Raw genomic sequence first — 19598 nt, forward strand, 5'->3', positions numbered from 1 at the left:
GCGAGTGCGCCGCGGGTGCAGCCGCGGCAATCGCGCCCGCATGGCGGAGCCGCGTGCCGACGCGGCCCCGCGCCCCTGAGTGAGCCGCCCTGCCCCACGTCTTCAGGAGCCCCCATGACCACCGCCGTCGCCGCCCCCTTCCGGTTCTTCTCGCTCCGGGTCGCTCGGACCCGGCGCCTGTCGCCGTCTCTGGTCCGGGTGAGCTTCGCCGGGGAGGACCTGCACCACTTCCTCTCCGACGGGCGCGACCAGTCGCTGTCGCTGTTCCTGCCGCAGCCGGGGCAGACAGAGCCGCGGGTTCCGTTCGAGCTGGGGGACGGCTGGTGGCAGGGCTGGCGTGAACTGCCGGACGGCGTACGGGCGGTGATGCGCTCCTACACGCTGCGGGCGCTGCGCGCCGACGCGCTCGGGCGCACCGTCGGGATCGACGTCGACTTCGTGCTGCACACGCCCGCCGGGCCCGCCTCCGCGTGGGCGGCGCGCGCGGTCGCCGGGGACCGGGTGGTGCTGCTCGGGCCCGCGGTGGCCGACAACCGGGCGATCCGGTTCCGTCCGCCGCGCGACACCGACCTGCTGGTGCTCTGGGGCGACGAGAGCGCGCTGCCGGCCGTCGCGTCGATCCTGGAGTCGCTGCCGGCCGGACAGCGCGTGCGGGTCTGGCTGGAGGTCCAGGAACCCGGCGCCGTACAGGAGTTGTCGACCTGCGCGGCCGCCGAGGTGACCTGGGTGGTCGGGGCGGAGTCCGTCGACGCCGTCCGCGCGGCCGGTCTGCCGCCCGCCGAGAACCCCTACGTGTGGGTCGCGGGCGAGTCGGGATCCGTGAAGGCGCTGCGCCGCCACTTCGTGCGGGAGCGGGGCGTGGACCGCCGACGGGTCACCTTCGTCGGGTACTGGCGCCGGGGCATGAGCGAGGAACAGCTCCGCGAGACCGCGTAGCGGACACCGCGCCCCCGTGGCAGGCCGCGCGCGGGGGCGCACACGTGACCACGGTCACGGCACACACAGGATCACGGTGATCAAAGTTAGGCTAGCCTTACCTAAGTTGATCTGAGGTTCTGCCCCCGAACCGCCCCGGTTCCGCGCCCGAACCGCCCCGCCCAGGCCCCCGTCCCCACCCCCGGAGGACCCCCACCATGCGCTCGCACCTGCTCAATGACACGACCGCGGAGCACTACCGCCGCTCCGTGACCGAAGGAGTGGAGCGGGTGGCCGCCAGACTCGCCGCCACCGACCGTCCGTTCACCGGCGTCACGGTCGACGCCCTCGCGTCCCGCGTCGACGGGATCGACCTCGACCGGCCCCTGGGCGACACGGCCGCCGTGCTGGACGAGCTGGAGGAGGTCTACCTCCGCGACGCGGTCTACTTCCACCACCCCCGCTACCTCGCCCACCTCAACTGCCCGGTCGTCATTCCCGCGGTGCTGGGCGAGGCGGTCCTGTCCGCCGTCAACTCCTCCCTCGACACCTGGGACCAGTCGGCCGGCGGCACCCTCATCGAGCGCAGACTGATCGACTGGACGTGCGCCCGCGTCGGCCTCGGCCCCGCCGCCGACGGGGTGTTCACCTCCGGCGGCAGCCAGTCCAACCTCCAGGCCCTGCTGCTGGCCCGCGAGGAGGCGAAGTCCGACTCCCTGGCCCGACTGCGCGTCTTCGCCTCCGACGCCGGCCACTTCAGCGTACAGAAGTCGGCGAAACTGCTCGGCCTCGGACCCGAAGCCGTGGTCACCGTCCCCGTCGACCACGACAAGCGCATGCAGACCGTGGCGCTCGCCCACGAACTCGAGCGCTGCCGCAAGGACGGCCTCGTCCCCATGGCCGTCGTCGCCACCGCCGGCACCACCGACTTCGGCTCCATCGACCCGCTCCCCGAGATCGCCGAGCTGTGCGCCCAGTTCGGCGCCTGGATGCACGTCGACGCCGCCTACGGCTGCGGGCTCCTCGCCTCCGTGAAGTACCGGGACCGCATCGACGGCATCGAGCGAGCCGACTCCGTCACCGTCGACTACCACAAGTCCTTCTTCCAGCCCGTTAGTTCCTCCGCCGTGCTGGTGCGCGACGCGGGCACGCTGCGCCACGCCACCTACCACGCCGAGTACCTCAACCCGCGCCGCACGGTGCGGGAGCGCATCCCCAACCAGGTGGACAAGTCCCTGCAGACCACCCGCCGGTTCGACGCCCTCAAACTGTGGATGACCCTGCGCACGATGGGCGCCGACGGCATCGGCCGGCTCTTCGACGAGGTCTGCGACCTGGCCGTCGACGGCTGGCGCCTGCTGGCCGCCGACCCGCGCTTCGACGTCGTCGTGCAGCCGTCGCTGTCCACCCTCGTCTTCCGCTACGTACCCGCCGACGTCACCGACCCGGCCGAGATCGACCGCGCGAACCTCCACGCCCGCAAGGCCCTGTTCGCCTCAGGCGACGCGGTGGTCGCGGGCACCAAGGTCGGCGCCCGCCACTACCTGAAGTTCACCCTGCTCAACCCCGAGACCACGACCGACGACATCGCCGCCGTCCTCGACCTGATCGCCGGCCACGCCGAGCAGTACCTGGGAGAGTCCCTTGACCGCGCCTGCTGAATCCCCGCACACCGTCCATGACTTCGTGGGAATCGGACTCGGCCCCTTCAACCTCGGACTGGCCTGTCTGACCGAGCCCATCGCCGAACTCGACGGCCTCTTCCTGGAGTCGAAGCCCGACTTCGCCTGGCACGCCGGGATGTTCCTCGACGGCGCGCACCTCCAGACCCCGTTCATGTCGGACCTGGTCACCCTCGCCGACCCCACGTCCCCCTACTCCTTCCTCAACTACCTGAAGGAGAAGGGCCGGCTCTACCCGTTCTACATCCGCGAGAACTTCTACCCCCTGCGCGTCGAGTACGACGACTACTGCCGCTGGGCCGCGAACAAGCTGACCAGCGTGCGCTTCTCGACGACGGTCGCCGAGGTGACCTACGACGAGGGCGACGCGCTGTACGCGGTGCGGACCACCGACGGGGACGTCCACCGCGCCCGTCACCTGGTCCTCGGCACCGGCACCACGCCGTACGTCCCAAAGGCCTGCGCCGGCCTCGGCGGCGACTTCCTGCACAACTCCCGCTATGTGCAGCACAAGGCGGAGCTGCAGAAGAAGGAGTCGATCACCCTGGTGGGCTCCGGGCAGTCGGCCGCCGAGATCTACCTCGACCTGCTCTCCGAGATCGACGTGCACGGCTACCGGCTGAACTGGGTCACCCGCTCCCCGCGCTTCTTCCCGCTGGAGTACACCAAGCTCACCCTGGAGATGACCTCCCCGGAGTACGTCGACTACTTCCGGGCCCTGCCGGAGCAGACCCGCTACCGCCTCGCCGCCGAGCAGAAGGGCCTGTTCAAGGGCATCGACGGCGCTCTCGTCGACGAGATCTTCGACCTGCTCTACCAGAAGAGCCTCGCCGCGCCCGTCCCCACCCGGCTCCTCACCAACTCGGCGCTCACCGGCGCGAGCCACGCCGACGGCACGTACACCCTGTCCTTCCGCCAGGAGGAGCAGGGCAGGGACTTCGAGCTGAGCAGCCAGGGGCTGGTGCTGGCCACCGGCTACCACTACGCCGAGCCCGAGTTCCTCGCGCCGATCGCACACCGGCTGCGCCGCGACGCCCACGGCAACTTCGACGTCGGCCGCAACTACGCCATCGACACCACCGGCCGGGGCGTGTTCCTGCAGAACGCGGGCGTGCACACGCACAGCGTCACCTCGCCCGACCTCGGCATGGGCGCCTACCGCAACAGCTACATCATCCGCGAGCTGCTCGGCAGCGAGTACTACCCCGTCGAGAAGACCATCGCCTTCCAGGAGTTCGGCGTATGACCACCCCCGCGGCCGTGGGCCGCCTCTCCCTGCGTCCCCTCGACCCGCTCCGCGACGCCGAGCTGCTGCACCGCTGGGTGACGCACCCCAAGGCCGCCTACTGGATGATGCAGGACGCCACGGTCGTCGACGTCGAGCGGGCCTACGCGGACATCGCCGCCGACGAGCACCACCACGCGCTCCTCGGACTGCACGACGGCGAGCCCGCGTTCCTGATGGAGCACTACGACCCCGTCCACCGTGAGCTGGCCGGCCTGTACGAACCGCTCCCGGGCGACGTCGGCATGCACTTCCTGGTGGCCCCCACGGACCGGCCGGTGCACGGCTTCACCCGCGCGGTGATCACCGCCGTCGTGGCGCACCTCTTCGCGGACCCGGCGGTGCGGCGCGTCGTCGTCGAGCCGGACGTCTCCAACACGGCCGTGCACGCGCTCAACGAGGCCGTCGGCTTCGTGCCCGAGCGGGAGATCCGGAAACCGGAGAAGCGGGCGCTGCTGAGCTTCTGCACGCGTGAGCGGTTCACCGCGGCGACGGGGGTGGCGGCATGAGCATCGCCGACGCCGTGGCCCACCTCTCCCCCGAGCGCTGGACGAAGGCCAACCGTCTGCTGGTCCGCAAGGCCCTGGCGGAGTTCGCCCACGAGCGGCTCGTCACGCCCGAGGAACTCCTCACGCCGGAGGAACTCCTCACGTCCGGGGAACCCGCCCCGTCCGGGGAGGCGGGCGCCCGGTACGTCGTCCGCAGCGACGACGGGCTGACGTCCTACCGCTTCACCGCCGTCCGCCGCGCCCTCGACCACTGGCAGGTCGACGCCGACTCGATCACCCGTACCCGCGGCGACGCCGAACTCCCCGTCGAGGCACTGGACTTCTTCACCGAGCTGAAGTCGTCCCTGGGCCTGAGCGACGACGTCCTGCCGGTCTATCTGGAGGAGATCTCCTCCACCGTCTCCGGCATCTGCTACAAGCTCGGCAAGCCGAAGACCACCTCGGCGGAGCTGGTACGCGGCGGGTTCCAGACCATCGAGACCGGGATGACCGAGGGCCACCCCTGCTTCGTCGCCAACAACGGGCGGCTCGGCTTCGGCATCCACGAGTACCTGTCGTACGCGCCGGAGACGGCGAGCCCGGTCCGGCTGGTGTGGCTGGCCGCGCACCGCTCCCGCGCCGCGTTCACGGCCGGCGCCGGCATCGAGTACGAGTCCTTCGTGCGCGAGGAACTGGGCGCCGCGACCGTCGACCGGTTCGACGCGGTCCTGCGTGAGCGCGGCCTGGACCCGGCCGACTACCTCCTCATCCCCGTCCACCCCTGGCAGTGGTGGAACAAGCTCACCGTCACCTTCGCGGCCGAGATCGCCCGCGAGCACCTGGTGTGCCTGGGCGAGGGCGACGACGAGTACCTGGCGCAGCAGTCCATCCGCACCTTCTTCAACCGGACCCACCCCGAGAAGCACTACGTCAAGACGGCCCTGTCCGTGCTCAACATGGGCTTCATGCGCGGGCTTTCGGCCGCCTACATGGAGGCCACCCCGGCCATCAACGACTGGCTGGCCCGGCTCGTCGACAACGACCCGGTGCTGAGGTCGACCGGCCTGACGATCATCCGCGAGCGGGCGGCCGTCGGCTACCGGCACCTGGAGTACGAAGCCGCGACGGACCGCCGTTCGCCGTACCGCAAGATGCTCGCGGCGCTGTGGCGGGAGAGCCCGGTGCCGACGCTGCGGGAGGGCGAGTCCCTCGCCACCATGGCCTCGCTGATCCATGTGGACCACGAGGGACGGTCGGTGGCCGGCGCGCTGATCGAGCACTCGGGCCTGGCCCCGGCGGACTGGCTGCGCGCCTACCTCCAGGCCTACTACACGCCCCTGCTGCACAGCTTCTACGCCTACGACCTGGTGTACATGCCGCACGGCGAGAACACGATCCTGGTGCTGAAGGACGGCGTCGTGCAGCGGGCGGTCTACAAGGACATCGCCGAGGAGATCGCCGTCATGGACCCGGACGCGGTGCTGCCGCCCGAGGTCCGGCGCATCCGCGTCGAAGTGCCCGAGGACACGAAGCTCCTGTCGATCTTCACGGACGTGTTCGACTGCTTCTTCCGCTTCCTCGCGGCCGGTCTCGCCGCCGAGGGCGTTCTGCGGGAGGACGACTTCTGGCGCACGGTCGCCGAGGTCACCCGCGCCTACCAGGAGGCGAACCCCGCACTGGCCGACCGGTTCCGCCGGTACGACCTGTTCGCCCCCGAGTTCGCCCTGTCCTGCCTCAACCGCCTCCAACTGCGCGACAACCGGCAGATGGTGGACCTGGCCGACCCGTCGGGCGCCCTCCAGCTGGTCGGGACCCTGAGGAATCCCGTCGCGGGGTTCTGATCAGGCCGGCGGGCTCCCCGGGTACGGTCCCCGGGGAGCCCGCCGCCGTGCGCCCGGCCGGACCGCCGTGTGCCCGGCCGTGAGCGGTGGAACAATCCCCGCATGGCGGAAATCCTGCAGCGGGACGGCACGTGGATCTTCGACGGCGACGCACTGCGGTTGACCCCGGGCCGGGACAGGAACGTCGGGCTGCTGCGCCGGGAGCTGGGTGAACTCGTCGTCCCGCTGAGGGCGTTGGCCGGGGTGTCGTTCGAACAGGGCAAGAAGGCCGGGCGGCTCAGACTACGGCTGCGGGACGGGGCGGATCCGCTGCTCCAGGCGACCGGCGGCCGGCTGGCCGAGCCGCACGATCCGTACCAGCTGCTCGTCGAGTCCGACCGGTACGGCGTCGCCGAGTACTTCGTGGACGAGGTGCGCCGCGCACTGCTGCTGGACGAGGTCCCGGCCGACCCGGTGGACGCCTATCTGCTCCCCGGCCCCTCCGTGCCCCTGTCCGTCTCCGCCGGGGACGGCACGGCGAGCTTCGACGGCGAGACCGTACGGCTGGAGTGGAACTGGAAGACGGAGGAGGCCAAGGCCGCCGGCGGACCCCGCACGCTGTCGGTCGCGGACCTCGAGGGCGTGGAGTGGCAGCCCGCGGTGGGGCTGGAGAACGGCGCGCTGCGGCTGCGGCCGCGGCACACGCCCGCCACGACCCCGCCGAAGTACGACCCGAACGCCGTGGAGCTGTGGGGCTTCAGGAAGGACCCTCTGATGGCTCTGGTCGCGGCGGCCGTGCAAGCACGGCTCCCGCATCCGGCCACGGCCGCGAGCGCCGCGACCGCCGCGGGCACCGCACGGCCGCAGTTGCCGGGTCCTGCCGCCGAGGGCGACCACGACGCGCTGCTGCGCCGGCTGCGCGAGCTGGGCGAACTGCACCGCGACGGCGTCCTGACGGACGACGAGTTCGCCCTGGCCAAACAGGCGCTCCTCAAGCGCCTGTAGCGCGGGCGAGGAGCGCCGGCCGGCCGGCGCCGGGTGGCGCGCCCCGCCTTCCGGGCGCGCCGACGCGGCTGCGCGGCTGCGCGGCTGCGCGGCTACTTTGCCTTGCGGGCCACCGTGAAGTGGTCGATCCGGTCGCCCGTCTCCGCGATGCCCTGGACCTTCAGGGTCGTGTAATGGCCCTGGGGCGCGGGGGTGACGTCCACGCGGAGAAACGAGTAGTTGAGGTAGCGGACGCGCGACCAGGTGACGGTCTCGTTCTTCCTGCCGTCCTTGAGGTTGACGAAGGAGGCCACGGAGTCGACCTCGTGCTCGTGCCCCTCGTAGGAGTCCGGGGCGGAGAACGCGTACAGGCTGCGGCCGGCCGCGCCCGCCGTCACGTAGACGACGCCCTCGGTCTCGGGGTAGGCCGTGCCGCCGATCGGGAGCTTCTTGACGACCTTGTCGCCCTTGATGACGTCGGTGCGCTCGTACTGGTGGTTGTGGCCGTTGATGACCAGGTCCACCTGGTACTTGTCGAACAGCGGCACCCACTCCTGGCGCACGCCCCCCTCCGAGGCGTGCGCGGTGGACGTGCAGTACGCGCAGTGGTGGAAGAACACGACGACGAAGTCGATGTCCTTCGCGGCGCGGAACTTCCTCAGCTGCGCCTCGAACCACGTGGTCTGGGTGCCGCCGGAGATGCCGAGGTTGGCCGGGATCTCGAAGGAGACGTCGTTGGGGTCCAGCGAGATGACCGCCGTGTTGCCGTGGACGAAGGAGTAGACGCCCGGCAGGTTCTTCCTGTCCGGCCCGTTGTCCGGGAGGCTCCAGCGGGCCTCCTCGCCGCCGTAGCCGTTGGGCGAGTACCAGGCCTCCATGTCGTGGTTGCCGTACGACACCATCCACGGCACCGACTTGGACACGGACTCGGTCTGGGCGAGGAACTGGTCCCAGGTGCGCGAGTCGAAGACGGTGTCGGAGGTCTTGCCCTGTCCGGCCGGGTCGCCGTAGGCGATGTCGCCGGCGTGCAGGTGGAAGGCCGGGTTCTGGCCGAGGATCAGGCTGTCGTTGGCCAGCGCGTGGTAGCTGACACCCTGGTCGCCGAAGGCCGTGAAGGTGAACGGCTCCTTGTGGGCAGGAGCGGTGGTGAAGGTGCCCAGCGTGCCCAGCAGGTGCGGTGCGGCCGGGTCGAAGCCCGCGTGGCCGACGCCGTAGTAGTAGGTCCTGCCGGGCTTGAGGCAGGTGAGCCTGGCGTGCAGGTAGTACTGGGTGTGGTCCCCGCTGGCGCCTACGCCGGCCGGGGTGTACAGGGTGCGCACCTCGGCCTCGATCTTGCGGGAGAGGTCCCAGGGGTGGGCGCCGATGCGGATGAAGGGCTTCTTGACCGCGACCGGGACCTGCCAGGAGACGGTCATCTCGGTGCGCGGGTCGTTGCCGTAGGCGAGGTGGCGGCCGAACGGGGCGACGAGCGCGCCGTCGACGGTCTCGGTGTGCGAGAGGGGCCGGGTCGGCACGGCGGCCTGGGCGGTGGCGCCGGTCACGAACGCGCCACCGGTAACGGCGCCCAGCGTGACCGCGCCGCCTCTGATCATCGTGCGCCGGGAGAACCTGGCGCGCAGGTACTCGTGCTGCTCGGCCATGCTCATGCGGTCGGCGAGCTGCTCGGGTACGCCCATGCGAGGAGTGTCCATGACGTCTGAAACTCGTCGCCCCGGGCGACGGGGCGCAAGACGCCGAATGGACGCTTCGCGAACAACGGCTCATCACACATTCAATGTTCTGCCAAGGCTTCTTAACATCGGCCTGCCCGAAATCGGGCACGTTTCTTGCGAAACCGGCTCGCGTACTCCAGGATCTACCGGGTGCACGACGAACTCGTTGATCACCTGACGCGCTCCACGCCCCTCCAGCGGGGCGAGGCGCTGCGGGTGATCCAGGACGTGCTCGCCTACTTCGACGAGACGACCGAGGACTTCGTCCGTCGCCGCCACCGCGAGCTCCAGGCCCAGGGCCTGGTGAACGCGGAGATCTTCCAACGGATCGAGGCGGACCTGAAATACCGTGCGGTGGCGCCGCCCGAGCTCACGCTCAGGCAACTGCGACGCATCGTCTACGGCTGAACCGAGGCTTGGGGATACGTTTACATGTGCGGAATCGTCGGATACATCGGAAAGCGTGACGTCGCGCCCCTGCTCCTGGAGGGCCTGCAGCGCCTGGAGTACCGCGGGTACGACTCCGCGGGCCTGGTCGTCACCTCCCCGAAGTCGCCCGGCCTGAAGATGGTCAAGGCCAAGGGCCGGGTGCGCGACCTGGAGGCCAAGGTCCCGGCGCGCTTCAAGGGCACGACCGGCATCGCCCACACCCGCTGGGCCACCCACGGCGCCCCCTCCGACGTGAACGCCCACCCGCACATGTCGGCCGACCTCAAGGTCGCCGTCGTCCACAACGGCATCATCGACAACGCCTCCGACCTGCGCAGGAAGCTCGAAGCCGACGGCGTCGAGTTCCTCTCCGAGACGGACACCGAGGTGCTCGTGCACCTCGTCGCCCGCGCCCAGGCCGAGAAGCTCGAGGACAAGGTCCGCGAGGCGCTGCGCGTCGTCGAGGGCACCTACGGCATCGCCGTGATGCACGCCGACTTCAACGACCGGATCGTCGTGGCCCGCAACGGCTCCCCGGTCGTCCTCGGCATCGGCGAGAAGGAGATGTTCGTCGCCTCGGACATCGCCGCGCTGGTCGCCCACACCCGCCAGATCGTCACCCTCGACGACGGCGAGATGGCCACCCTCAAGGCCGACGACTTCCGCACCTACACCACCGAGGGCACCCGCACCACGGCCGAGCCGACCACGGTGGAGTGGGAGGCCGCCTCCTACGACATGGGCGGCCACGACACCTACATGCACAAGGAGATCCACGAGCAGGCCGACGCCGTGGACCGCGTGCTGCGCGGCCGCATCGACGACCGCTTCTCCACCGTGCACCTCGGCGGTCTCAACCTGGACGCCCGCGAGGCGCGCCAGATCCGCCGTGTGAAGATCCTCGGCTGCGGCACCTCGTACCACGCGGGCATGATCGGCGCCCAGATGATCGAGGAGCTGGCCCGCATCCCCGCCGACGCCGAGCCGGCGTCCGAGTTCCGCTACCGCAACGCGGTCGTGGACCCCGACACGCTGTACATCGCCGTCTCGCAGTCCGGTGAGACGTACGACGTGCTGGCGGCCGTCCAGGAGCTGAAGCGCAAGGGCGCGCGGGTGCTGGGCGTGGTCAACGTGGTCGGCTCGGCGATCGCCCGCGAGGCGGACGGCGGCGTCTACGTGCACGCCGGCCCCGAGGTCTGCGTCGTCTCGACCAAGTGCTTCACCAACACGACGGTGGCCTTCGCGCTGCTCGCCCTGCACCTGGGCCGCACCCGCGACCTCTCGGTGCGCGACGGCAAGCGGATCATCGAGGGCCTGCGCAGGCTGCCCGCGCAGATCGCCGAGATCATGGGGCAGGAGGCGGAGATCGAGAAGCTGGCCGAGGAGCTCGCCGAGGCCCGCTCGATGCTCTTCATCGGCCGCGTCCGGGGCTACCCGGTCGCCCGTGAGGCCTCGCTGAAGCTCAAGGAGGTCTCGTACATCCACGCCGAGGCCTACCCGGCCTCCGAGCTCAAGCACGGCCCGCTGGCCCTCATCGAGCCGGCGCTCCCGACGGTCGCGATCGTCCCCGACGACGACCTGCTGGAGAAGAACCGGGCGGCCCTGGAGGAGATCAAGGCCCGCAGCGGAAAGATCGTCGCGGTCGCCCACCGGGAGCAGGAGAAGGCCGACCGGACGATCGTCGTCCCCAAGAACGAGGACGAGCTCGACCCGATCCTCATGGGCATCCCGCTCCAGCTCCTCGCCTACTACACGGCGAAGGCGCTGGGCCGTGACATCGACAAGCCGCGCAACCTGGCGAAGTCGGTGACCGTCGAGTAGTCGCCCGCGAAGGCTCGGGGCACCGCGCCGGCGAACCTCACCGGCCCTCGGCGGCCGGCGAAGAGAGCGGGCCCCCCGTGACGCCACGGGGGGCCCGCTCCGTTCGCCGGGGACGCCCGACTCCCCGGCGCCGGCTGCCGGTTCAGCCCGCGGCCGTCACACCGGGACGGGCAGCACGTCGGGGGAGCGCCGTGGGCCAGTGCGCCAGGGCCGCCGTCGCCGCGTACCAGGCGACCGCGCCCGCCGCGACGGCGAACCAGCCGCCCGCCTTGGCGGGTCCGTCGCTGCCGGCGAACCGGGCGACGGCCGTCAGCACCAGGGCCACGCAGAACAACCCGTAGGCAGCCTGGCCCAGTTGGTCGCCGCCGGCCAGGGTCAGGGACAGTGCCACGAGGGCGAACAGGAGCAGGAAGAGTCCTGCGGCGTTGTCGGAGACCTGGGCGCCGGCGGACACCGCCCAGGTGAACCAGAAGGCGCCCAGGACGGTGTAGGCGGTGCCGGTGGCCGCGTCCCGGTCCCGGAGGGCGAACAGGCCGGCGACGAACAGCGCGACGCCGCCCACGTAGCGGGCGACGGACACGGCGTCCCCGGCCGTCACGCCGTCGATGAGGTCGGTGTACCCCAGCCCGAAGGCCAACAGGGTGACGCCGAGGGCGAGTCGGCCGGCGATCGTGGTGGTGCCGCTTCCCGCAGAGACGTCGTTGTCCACGGTGGGCTCCCTTCATGCATGTGCAGTTGTGTGAGCGATATATGCCCTTCACAAAGGCACAAACACCTCTACGCGCCGGTAGTTTCGTGTCACGCGCACAGGGGGGCCGAAGCGCCCGGATCTCAACCCACCAGGGGAGACGGGGAGTTACGGGATGACGATGACGGGCCGCTTGGCGCGCTTGGCGAGCCGCCCCGCGACGGAGCCGAAGAGCCGGCCGACGAGGCCGTGCGTGGACCCGACGACGATCGCGTCGGCCTCGTACTCCCGCCCGACCTCCTCGAGTTCGTGGCAGATGTCGCCGCCGCGCTCGACGAGGATCCAGGGCACCTCGGCGAGGTAGTCCGCACACGCCAGCTCCAGACCGAGCACCTCGGTGCGATGGTCGGGCACGTCGACGAAGACGGGCGGCTCGCAGCCCGCCCACACCGTGGTGGGCAGCCGGTTGGCGACATGGACGATGATCAGGCCCGACCCGGAGCGATGGGCCATGCCGATCGCGTATGCGAGAGCTCGCTCGCTGGACGTGGAGCCGTCGAAACCGACGACCACCCCGTGCTTGAAGGCGGGGTCGCAGGAACGACGCGCTTCTTCGGCCGCCAGGGGCTCGGCCGCCGTGTGATCGGCGACGGGCCGCTTGCGGTCCGCGGGTTCGAAGAATTCGTGACCGGCCATGGCTGTCTCGGCGTATCGATCCTTGTACGTAGGGGACGGCGGTGAGCGGCGGAGGTGTCCGGGAATCGTCTTCCCGGCCCCATACCCCCAAGGGTACGGCCGCACGCCTCCTGGGCCCAGAGCCCGCACGCCCCCGGTGGGGGTTCCAGGGAGCATGCACGAGCGGACGCCCGTAACGCAATGGTTGCTGCCCCGTACAGGCGGTTTGCACAGGGTTCACCGAGCCGGAACCTCTCCCGGCAGTGACCGACCGCTCGAACAGGCGTTGAACCCCGTGCACCGCCGCCCCGCCCGCCGCCTCACCACCCCGCTGTCGCCCGCCCCACCCAGCCCGCCGCCACTCGCCGCACCTCCGACGCCCAGGAAGGAGCCCGCCCGGTGCGCCCGCCCCGCCCCGCCCCCGAGCCCCGCCCCGGCGACGACCGGACGGCCGACCTGATCCGCTGGGCGGCCTTCGCCTGCGTCCTGGTCCCGGTGGTCCTCCTCTGGTACGGCGCCTCGCTCGCCGGGGCCGCCGGCACCGCCCTCGGCCTCGCCGCCGTCACGGCCGTCTGCCGGGTGCTGCTGCGCCGGTCCGAGCGGTGCGCGGCCCGGCTGCTCACCGACGAGCCCGCGCCCGGGGCGCACGACCGGGAGCGCCGTCGGCGCACCGGAACGGGGTCCCATCGGCGCGGTCGTCACCCCGGAGGAAACTCACCGGTCGGTTGACCGGTTTTCACGCACGGACCCGCTTGTTTTCAGCCAACTTCCGGTAAGTGTGCATCTCTTGCCGTAACCACCCCCCACCCCCCGTTCCACCTGCACGGAAAGGACCTTCGGGGGCCTGTGCACCCTACGGGGATTGGCCACCGCACCGAGGCGCACTTCCCTGCACGGCCCACGAGTGCAACGCTTCGTGATCGAATGCTTCACGCCAAGTTGCCATGTCGACAATCTGCCGGGTGGCGAACTGGCCACGCCGGCATCATGCGACACAGTAGATTCGATCTTGACTGTCTACGGCGGGGGACACGTGCAGGACCAAGGGGAAACGTGCAGGAGCGACACAACCGAGGAGCCGCGACCACCGAGGGGGGCTTAGCAGGATGAGCCACGACTCCACTGCCGCGCCGGAAGCCGTGGCCCGGAAGCTGTCCGGGCGACGCCGCAAGGAGATCGTCGCGGTGCTGCTGTTCAGCGGCGGCCCCATATTCGAGAGTTCCATTCCGCTGTCGGTGTTCGGGATTGACCGCCAGGACGCCGGCGTGCCGCGCTACCGCTTGCTGGTGTGCGGCGGCGAAGAAGGCCCGCTGCGGACCACAGGGGGCCTGGAACTCACCGCGCCACACGGCCTGGAGGCGATATCGCGGGCGGGCACGGTCGTCGTGCCCGCCTGGCGTTCGATCACCTCGCCGCCGCCGGAGGACGCGCTCGACGCGCTGCGCCGGGCGCACGAGGAGGGGGCCCGCATAGTGGGCCTGTGCACCGGCGCGTTCGTGCTGGCCGCCGCGGGTCTGCTGGACGGCCGTCCGGCCACGACCCACTGGATGTACGCGCCGACGCTGGCCAAGCGCTATCCGTCCGTCCACGTGGATCCACGAGAGCTCTTCGTGGACGACGGCGACGTGCTGACGTCGGCCGGCACCGCGGCCGGAATCGATCTGTGTCTGCACATCGTGCGGACAGATCACGGTAACGAGGCGGCGGGCGCGCTGGCCCGGCGTCTCGTGGTGCCACCGCGCCGGTCGGGCGGCCAGGAGCGCTACCTCGACCGGTCTTTACCCGAGGAGATCGGCGCCGACCCGCTGGCCGAGGTCGTCGCCTGGGCGCTGGAGCACCTCCACGAGCAGTTCGACGTGGAGACGCTGGCCGCGCGCGCCTACATGAGCCGGCGCACCTTCGACCGCCGCTTCCGGTCGCTGACCGGCAGCGCGCCGCTGCAGTGGCTGATCACCCAGCGGGTGCTGCAGGCGCAGCGCCTGCTGGAGACGTCGGACTACTCGGTGGACGAGGTCGCGGGCCGCTGCGGCTTCCGCTCGCCGGTGGCCCTGCGCGGCCACTTCCGCCGCCAGCTCGGCTCGTCGCCGGCGGCGTACCGGGCGGCCTACCGGGCCCGCAGGCCGCAGAGCGAACGGCCGACGGACGGCGAGCCGTCCTCCCCGCCGCCACCGCCGCCGTCGCTGCACCACGAGACGCCCGGACCGGTGCCTCCGCAGATCCGGCGCACGGCGACCGCGACGGCCGGGGCGATGGGCTCGTCGGCGTCCCTGCCGTCCGAGCACGCGCGTGAGGCGTACGCGACGTCACGGGCGAGCGTGCCGGGGCAGCGCAGCGGCATGTGAACGACCGCGGGACGGCGGGCGGGGCCGGGACGCCCCGGCCCCGCCCGGCGTCCCGTGCCCGCCCGCTCAAGGCCGCCGGGCACGGGACGCCTCAAAAGGCGACGTCAGCTTTAGGGTGGTCGCATGAACGATCGCATGGTGTGGATCGACTGCGAGATGACCGGCCTCTCGCTGTCCGACGACGCTCTCATCGAGGTAGCCGCCCTCGTCACCGACTCCGAGCTGAACATCCTCGGCGACGGTGTGGACATCGTCATCCGCCCGCCGGACCGGGCGCTGGAGACGATGCCGGAGGTGGTGCGTCAGATGCACACCGCGTCCGGACTGCTCGACGAGCTGGCGGGCGGGACGACGCTCGCCGAGGCCGAGGCGCAGGTCCTCGCCTACGTGCGCGAGCATGTGAAGGAGCCGGGCAAGGCGCCCCTGTGCGGGAACTCCGTGGGCACGGACCGCGGTTTCCTGGCCCGGGACATGGCGGCCCTGGAGGACTACCTGCACTACCGGATCGTCGACGTCTCCTCGATCAAGGAGCTCGCCCGGCGCTGGTACCCGCGGGCGTACTTCAACAGCCCCGAGAAGAACGGCAACCACCGCGCCCTCGCCGACATCCGCGAGTCCATCGCGGAGCTGCGCTACTACCGCGAGGCCGTCTTCGTGCCGCAGCCCGGCCCCGACTCCGACACCGCGAAGTCGATCGCGGCCAAGCACGTCCTGCCCGCCTCGTAGGGCGCCGGGACGACGCCCGGGTCGGTGCCGTAACGACGCTCGGACGGCCTCGGGAAAAGCCGTGCGCGAGCACCCCTTCGGACCCTGTACACTTTTTCTCGGCCGGTAGGGAGACCACAAAGTCCAACTGCCGGGCGTGGTGGGTGTAGCTCAGCTGGTAGAGCACCTGGTTGTGGTCCAGGATGCCGCGGGTTCGAGTCCCGTCACTCACCCTAGGAGATGGGCCCGTGATCTGCGGAAACGCAGATCACGGGCCCATCTGTCGTTTGGCCACGGCCGATCCCCCGCCCATCCGACCGCGATTCGAGCAGGGGCCGGCGAATCACATGAGCCAGGTGCGAGCGCCGGTCTTCCGGCACGCTCGCCGTGTTGTCGAGGGCCGGCAGCCGAGCCACCTCAGCCGCGGCCGACGCAACGTCGGCGCCTCTGCGTCGACCAAGACGATCGGCGACCCGTCACCGCGTTGCAGGCCGTTAGCCTGTCGGTATGTCAGAGCGTGTCATGCCCGGTCGCACGGACAGTCTGATCACCCTGGTCGCCGCGGATGCTCTGTGGGTCGATCTGACGGCCGACAGCGATGTGCCGACGGCTCCTGGGGCATTCACCCGCTCTCCTGCCCACGCCCGGGCGGGGTACGTCCTGCTCGGCGCCCAGGTGGTGGCGACGGTGAGGGCGAGCGGCGGCCAGTGGAGTGTCCCGGAGGCCGAGGTGCGCCGGGCGGCCGCGGAACTGAACGCGGTCAGAATGGACCGGCAGGACCTGGTCCGCGTCGGTCCGGTCCGCCGGGCGCCGAGGCAGGAGGGCGACGAGGAAACACCGCTTCGTTGGCGTCGGCGCATCACGCGGGAACTGCAGGAACGGGACGGCCTCGATCAGGAGGCACGACGCGAAGCCGGCCGGCCGTACCATCTGGCGGGGATCGACTGGCGACAGATACTCGTGGAGCGGAACCGCGAGGGGACGTGGCGGCTGCCGCGTGCCGTGGTCAGGCTGCTGGATGCGGCCGAGCACGCCGAGACGCGGTGGGTGCGGGCCGCGCGGACCCGCCGGGCGGGTGCGGCCGCCACCGAGCCGCCCTCCCACCCCCGGCAGACCCCGGACGCCGACGCCCGGCGGACGACGAGCCCCGAGGGCCCCACCGTCTCGCTGCGCCCGTACGACGGAGAGCTGGAAGGCCGGCTGTACTCGGTGCTCAGCAGGAAGCCCGGCACCTCCCGCAGGGTGGCCGGGTGGGTGTGCGCCGTCTGCCGCAGCGGGCCGGCCGCAGTCCTCGACCACTGCCACGAACACGGCTACGTCCGCGCCCCCGTCTGCCAGTCCTGCAACACACTGGAACGCCCCGACCACCTGTACAGCAACGACATCCGCGTGGCCAACCGCTACACACGCCTCTTCCACACCGACACCGAGGACTGGCTCACCCACTGGCACCGCTGCTCCGGCTGCCGCGCACGCACCACCCTGCCACTGCCGCACCTCGCCGCATGGACCGCCCACACAGCCTGCCGGTCGCTGCGCCCGACCCACCGCGCCTCCCGCGGGCGTGAGCCCTGCGGTGTCCTGCGCGTGTCCTGGACGGGCAGTCAGAACGCGCCCCGGTCCTGCCTGCTCACTGTCGCGGTCGACTTCTGTCCCTCCGGCGAGCACCGTGTCCTGGCGCGAGTCCCCTACCGCGAAGCCGCCGAGCGGTTTCGTGTGTGGTTGGCGGAGACGGCCCCCGCCGTGGCCGCCGCGGCCGGTCCTGACCGTCTGGACGGCCTCCCCGCCCAGTTCCGGCCAGTCGTCGCGGACACCAGCGGCGGGGACCTGGAACTGTTCTGAGGGGACACCGGAGCCCTCGAAGACATACGGCTCGCAGCCACCACAGCAACAGCGCGACACCTCGCAACCGGGTGCGGAGTCCCCACCCACAACCAAAACGATATCCACTACCGCCAGCAAATGATATCGTTTTCAGGACGGAAGCATTCAGGAAGGGACCATCCGCATGGCCAGAACCGTCATCGACCTCGACGAAGACATGGTCACCGAGGCCATGCGCATCTTCGGCACCAAGACCAAGGCCAAGGCTGTCCGCCTCGCCATGGAGGACGCCGTCAAGAGACACCTTCGCCAGGAGGGCTTCGACGCAATCGAAGCCGGGGAACTCGACTTCAGTGAGATCGTCGAGAACACGGGGCCCCGCAACGCAGACGGCTCCCTCAAGCACAACGGCGACCGGGCCGCCTGATGCAGGACCGCTACCTGGTCGACAAGTCCGCCCTGGCCCGCTGGACGAAGCCGAGCGTCAAGGAGGTGCTCAAGCCACTGCATGAGCGCTGCCTCCTCGCCGTGTGCCGGCCAACCGAGTACGAGATGATCCACTCCGCACGGGACAGCTCAGAAGCAACACGGATCAGCACCTGGCTCCACGCCTTCGACTACCTCCACACCGACGACCACACCTTTGCGCGCGCCCTGGAAGTCCAGCGCCACGCTCTCGACGCAGGCTTCCACCGCGCACTGTCCCTCCCCGACCTGCTGATCGCCGCCACGGCAGAACTGCACCAGCGGACAGTCCTCCACTACGACGGCGACTTCGACATGATCGCCTCCCTCACCGGCCAACCCGCCGAATGGGTCGTACCGCCCGGCAGTGCCGACCGTTGAGCATCGAACATGCTGACGACGGGTTCGGCCGACATCACGAGGAGCCCCGGCCGCATGCCGTCGCCTGAGCCAAGGCCATCAGGACCGGTCCACCGCCGGGCGGGGTCGCCCACATCCCGCGTTGCCCTGAGCGGCTCGATGCCGCACTCGGTGAACTGTCCGGCCGCCTTGAGCTTGCCGTCGATGAGCTGACCGACGCGCTGTCGGCTCGGCGCGGGCGGCCCGCGGCGCGCGGGCCGCGGGCCGCCGCTCCTGCCGTCAGGACGAAGCCCGCTCCACCAGCTTCGTCGCCAGCACCACCTGCCGCCGCTCCGGTCCCCGGGACACCGTCGGGCGGCTGTCCGCGATCTCCGACAGCAGCAGGTCGATCATCCTGCGGCCCATCTCCTCGATGGGCTGGCGGACGCTGGTGAGCGGCGGGTCCATATGACGGGCTATGGCCGAGTCGTCGTACCCCACGAGCGCCACGTCCTCGGGGATGCGGCGGCCCTGCTCACGCAGGACCTGCCGGGCGCCGGCCGCCATCACGTCCGAACCCGCGAACACCGCGTCCAGGCCGGGGCGCCGGGCGAGCAGCGCGGTCATCGCGCGGCGCCCGCCCTCCTCGGTGAAGTCCCCCGGCTCGATGAGCTGTTCGTCCGCCGCGTGACCCGCGTCGCGCAACGCCTCGCGGTAGCCGTCGACGCGGCGCTGGGCGCCGTACACGTCGAGGCGGCCGGTGATGTGGGCGATCTCGCGGCGGCCGCGGGCCAGCAGGTGCTCGACGGCGGAGCGGCCGCCGCCGTAGTTGTCGGAGTCCACCGACGCCAGCGACTCGGCCGCCGACCTCGGGCCGCTGATCACGGCGGGGATCTCCAGCTGGGCGAGCAGGTCGGGCAACGGGTCGTCGGCGTGCACGGACACCAGCAGGACGCCGTCCACCCGGTGCGCGGCCAGGTACTCGGCGAGCCGGCGGCGCTCCTTGTCGCTGCCCGCGAAGATCAGCAGAAGCTGCATCTCCGTGTCCGACAGCTCGGCCCCGACGCCCTTCAGCATGTCCGAGAAGTACGGCTCCGCGAAGAAGCGGGTCTCCGACTCGGGGACGACCAGGGCGATGGCGTCCGTGCGGTTGGCGGCCAGGGCGCGGGCGGCCGTGTTCGGGACGTATCCCAGTTCGGCGACCGCCGCCTCGACGGCCGCGCGGGTCGCGTCGCTGACCCGGGGCGAGCCGTTGATGACCCGCGAGACCGTGCCGCGACCGACTCCGGCCCGGGCGGCGACCTCCTCCAGGGTCGGCCGGCGGCCGCCCCGGCTCCGCCCACTGCTGACCGCCATGGTCGCCGCCTTCCGTTCGCAGCATTCAGGCCAGGAATGTAACAGTCGTGGCCCCGGCCCTCCCCGGC

18 protein-coding genes and 1 tRNA gene are annotated in these 19598 nt (G+C 71.1%); 15 read left to right on the top strand and 4 right to left on the bottom strand.

Annotated elements, in window-relative coordinates; all coding sequences use genetic code 11:
• Positions 1-114: 114 nt before the first annotated feature.
• From IE239_RS00815 to IE239_RS00840, 6 genes are all read left to right on the top strand, one after another.
• Positions 115-936, top strand: coding sequence for a siderophore-interacting protein (locus IE239_RS00815; RefSeq protein ID WP_190147235.1), 822 nt, complete (start codon positions 115-117; stop codon positions 934-936).
• A gap of 197 nt (positions 937-1133) precedes the next feature.
• The gene (gene desA / locus IE239_RS00820; protein WP_190147236.1) at positions 1134-2576 is read left to right on the top strand and encodes a lysine decarboxylase DesA; all 1443 of its coding nucleotides are present in this window, start codon (positions 1134-1136) and stop codon (positions 2574-2576) included.
• Positions 2560-3843 (top strand): lysine N(6)-hydroxylase/L-ornithine N(5)-oxygenase family protein, encoded by a 1284-nt coding sequence (locus IE239_RS00825; RefSeq protein WP_190147237.1) that lies wholly within the window; start codon positions 2560-2562, stop codon positions 3841-3843. The genes desA and IE239_RS00825 overlap by 17 nt, the downstream gene beginning before the upstream one ends.
• Positions 3840-4391, top strand: coding sequence for a GNAT family N-acetyltransferase (locus IE239_RS00830; protein WP_190147238.1), 552 nt, complete (start codon positions 3840-3842; stop codon positions 4389-4391). Before IE239_RS00825 ends, IE239_RS00830 begins: the two co-directional genes overlap by 4 nt.
• Entirely contained in the window at positions 4388-6211 is a 1824-nt protein-coding gene (locus IE239_RS00835; RefSeq protein ID WP_190147239.1) for an IucA/IucC family protein, read from the top strand. The genes IE239_RS00830 and IE239_RS00835 overlap by 4 nt, the downstream gene beginning before the upstream one ends.
• Before the next feature lie 102 nt (positions 6212-6313).
• Positions 6314-7195 carry a DUF4429 domain-containing protein gene (locus tag IE239_RS00840; protein ID WP_190147240.1) on the top strand — a complete coding sequence of 294 codons (882 nt, stop codon included), beginning with the start codon at positions 6314-6316 and terminating at the stop codon, positions 7193-7195.
• 92 nt (positions 7196-7287) lie between these two features.
• On the opposite strand, the gene IE239_RS00845 is transcribed toward IE239_RS00840, so the two are convergent.
• The gene (locus IE239_RS00845; RefSeq protein WP_190147241.1) at positions 7288-8850 is read right to left on the bottom strand and encodes a purple acid phosphatase family protein; all 1563 of its coding nucleotides are present in this window, start codon (positions 8848-8850) and stop codon (positions 7288-7290) included.
• Between the two features lie 186 nt (positions 8851-9036).
• Between IE239_RS00845 and IE239_RS00850 the strand changes: the two genes are divergently transcribed.
• Both IE239_RS00850 and glmS read left to right on the top strand, forming a co-directional pair.
• A complete protein-coding gene (locus IE239_RS00850; protein ID WP_190147427.1) occupies positions 9037-9294 on the top strand; it encodes a hypothetical protein in 258 nt (85 codons plus the stop codon).
• A gap of 24 nt (positions 9295-9318) precedes the next feature.
• Positions 9319-11136 (top strand): glutamine--fructose-6-phosphate transaminase (isomerizing), encoded by a 1818-nt coding sequence (gene glmS / locus IE239_RS00855; protein ID WP_190147242.1) that lies wholly within the window; start codon positions 9319-9321, stop codon positions 11134-11136.
• A 142-nt stretch (positions 11137-11278) separates the two neighbouring features.
• Here glmS and IE239_RS00860 read toward each other — a convergent pair whose 3' ends face one another.
• Positions 11279-11845, bottom strand: a complete 567-nt coding sequence (locus tag IE239_RS00860; protein ID WP_190147243.1) for a GPR1/FUN34/YaaH family transporter — start codon at positions 11843-11845, stop codon at positions 11279-11281.
• 147 nt (positions 11846-11992) lie between these two features.
• Positions 11993-12520, bottom strand: a complete 528-nt coding sequence (locus tag IE239_RS00865) for a universal stress protein (RefSeq protein ID WP_190147244.1) — start codon at positions 12518-12520, stop codon at positions 11993-11995.
• Between the two features lie 378 nt (positions 12521-12898).
• Here IE239_RS00865 and IE239_RS00870 point away from each other — a divergent pair, with 378 nt between their 5' ends.
• The 7 genes from IE239_RS00870 to IE239_RS00900 all read left to right on the top strand — a co-directional run bounded on the left by IE239_RS00870 (position 12899) and on the right by IE239_RS00900 (position 18216).
• A complete protein-coding gene (locus tag IE239_RS00870; protein WP_190147245.1) occupies positions 12899-13228 on the top strand; it encodes a hypothetical protein in 330 nt (109 codons plus the stop codon).
• A 377-nt stretch (positions 13229-13605) separates the two neighbouring features.
• Complete coding sequence (locus IE239_RS00875; RefSeq protein ID WP_190147246.1) at positions 13606-14841, top strand: helix-turn-helix domain-containing protein; 1236 nt, start codon at positions 13606-13608, stop codon at positions 14839-14841.
• A gap of 123 nt (positions 14842-14964) precedes the next feature.
• Positions 14965-15567: an oligoribonuclease gene (gene orn / locus IE239_RS00880; RefSeq protein ID WP_190147247.1), complete on the top strand. Its 603-nt coding sequence runs from the start codon at positions 14965-14967 to the stop codon at positions 15565-15567.
• Between the two features lie 139 nt (positions 15568-15706).
• A tRNA-His gene (locus tag IE239_RS00885) sits at positions 15707-15779 on the top strand.
• Between the two features lie 274 nt (positions 15780-16053).
• A complete protein-coding gene (locus IE239_RS00890; protein ID WP_190147248.1) occupies positions 16054-17388 on the top strand; it encodes an endonuclease domain-containing protein in 1335 nt (444 codons plus the stop codon).
• 166 nt (positions 17389-17554) lie between these two features.
• Complete coding sequence (locus IE239_RS00895; protein ID WP_190147249.1) at positions 17555-17797, top strand: type II toxin-antitoxin system VapB family antitoxin; 243 nt, start codon at positions 17555-17557, stop codon at positions 17795-17797.
• A complete protein-coding gene (locus IE239_RS00900) occupies positions 17797-18216 on the top strand; it encodes a PIN domain nuclease (protein ID WP_190147250.1) in 420 nt (139 codons plus the stop codon). The genes IE239_RS00895 and IE239_RS00900 overlap by 1 nt, the downstream gene beginning before the upstream one ends.
• 258 nt (positions 18217-18474) lie before the next feature.
• Here the strand turns inward: IE239_RS00900 and IE239_RS00905 are convergent, their stop codons facing one another.
• On the bottom strand, positions 18475-19530 hold the full coding sequence (locus IE239_RS00905) for a LacI family DNA-binding transcriptional regulator (RefSeq protein ID WP_190147251.1): 1056 nt from the start codon (positions 19528-19530) through the stop codon (positions 18475-18477).
• Positions 19531-19598 lie beyond the last annotated feature (68 nt).

The organism is Streptomyces humidus (assembly GCF_014649655.1).
Taxonomy (GTDB): Bacteria; Actinomycetota; Actinomycetes; order Streptomycetales; family Streptomycetaceae; genus Streptomyces; species Streptomyces humidus.

What these genes read in the sequence shown, in the direction of transcription:
- IE239_RS00815 (WP_190147235.1), top strand. Translation starts at nt 115, where the DNA reads ATGACCACCGCCGTCGCCGCCCCCTTCCGGTTCTTCTCGCTCCGGGTC.
- desA (WP_190147236.1), top strand. Translation starts at nt 1,134, where the DNA reads ATGCGCTCGCACCTGCTCAATGACACGACCGCGGAGCACTACCGCCGC.
- IE239_RS00830 (WP_190147238.1), top strand. Translation starts at nt 3,840, where the DNA reads ATGACCACCCCCGCGGCCGTGGGCCGCCTCTCCCTGCGTCCCCTCGAC.
- IE239_RS00835 (WP_190147239.1), top strand. Translation starts at nt 4,388, where the DNA reads ATGAGCATCGCCGACGCCGTGGCCCACCTCTCCCCCGAGCGCTGGACG.
- IE239_RS00840 (WP_190147240.1), top strand. Translation starts at nt 6,314, where the DNA reads ATGGCGGAAATCCTGCAGCGGGACGGCACGTGGATCTTCGACGGCGAC.
- IE239_RS00845 (WP_190147241.1), bottom strand. Translation starts at nt 8,850, where the DNA reads ATGGGCGTACCCGAGCAGCTCGCCGACCGCATGAGCATGGCCGAGCAG.
- glmS (WP_190147242.1), top strand. Translation starts at nt 9,319, where the DNA reads ATGTGCGGAATCGTCGGATACATCGGAAAGCGTGACGTCGCGCCCCTG.
- IE239_RS00865 (WP_190147244.1), bottom strand. Translation starts at nt 12,520, where the DNA reads ATGGCCGGTCACGAATTCTTCGAACCCGCGGACCGCAAGCGGCCCGTC.
- IE239_RS00875 (WP_190147246.1), top strand. Translation starts at nt 13,606, where the DNA reads ATGAGCCACGACTCCACTGCCGCGCCGGAAGCCGTGGCCCGGAAGCTG.
- orn (WP_190147247.1), top strand. Translation starts at nt 14,965, where the DNA reads ATGAACGATCGCATGGTGTGGATCGACTGCGAGATGACCGGCCTCTCG.
- IE239_RS00890 (WP_190147248.1), top strand. Translation starts at nt 16,054, where the DNA reads ATGTCAGAGCGTGTCATGCCCGGTCGCACGGACAGTCTGATCACCCTG.
- IE239_RS00895 (WP_190147249.1), top strand. Translation starts at nt 17,555, where the DNA reads ATGGCCAGAACCGTCATCGACCTCGACGAAGACATGGTCACCGAGGCC.
- IE239_RS00900 (WP_190147250.1), top strand. Translation starts at nt 17,797, where the DNA reads ATGCAGGACCGCTACCTGGTCGACAAGTCCGCCCTGGCCCGCTGGACG.
- IE239_RS00905 (WP_190147251.1), bottom strand. Translation starts at nt 19,530, where the DNA reads ATGGCGGTCAGCAGTGGGCGGAGCCGGGGCGGCCGCCGGCCGACCCTG.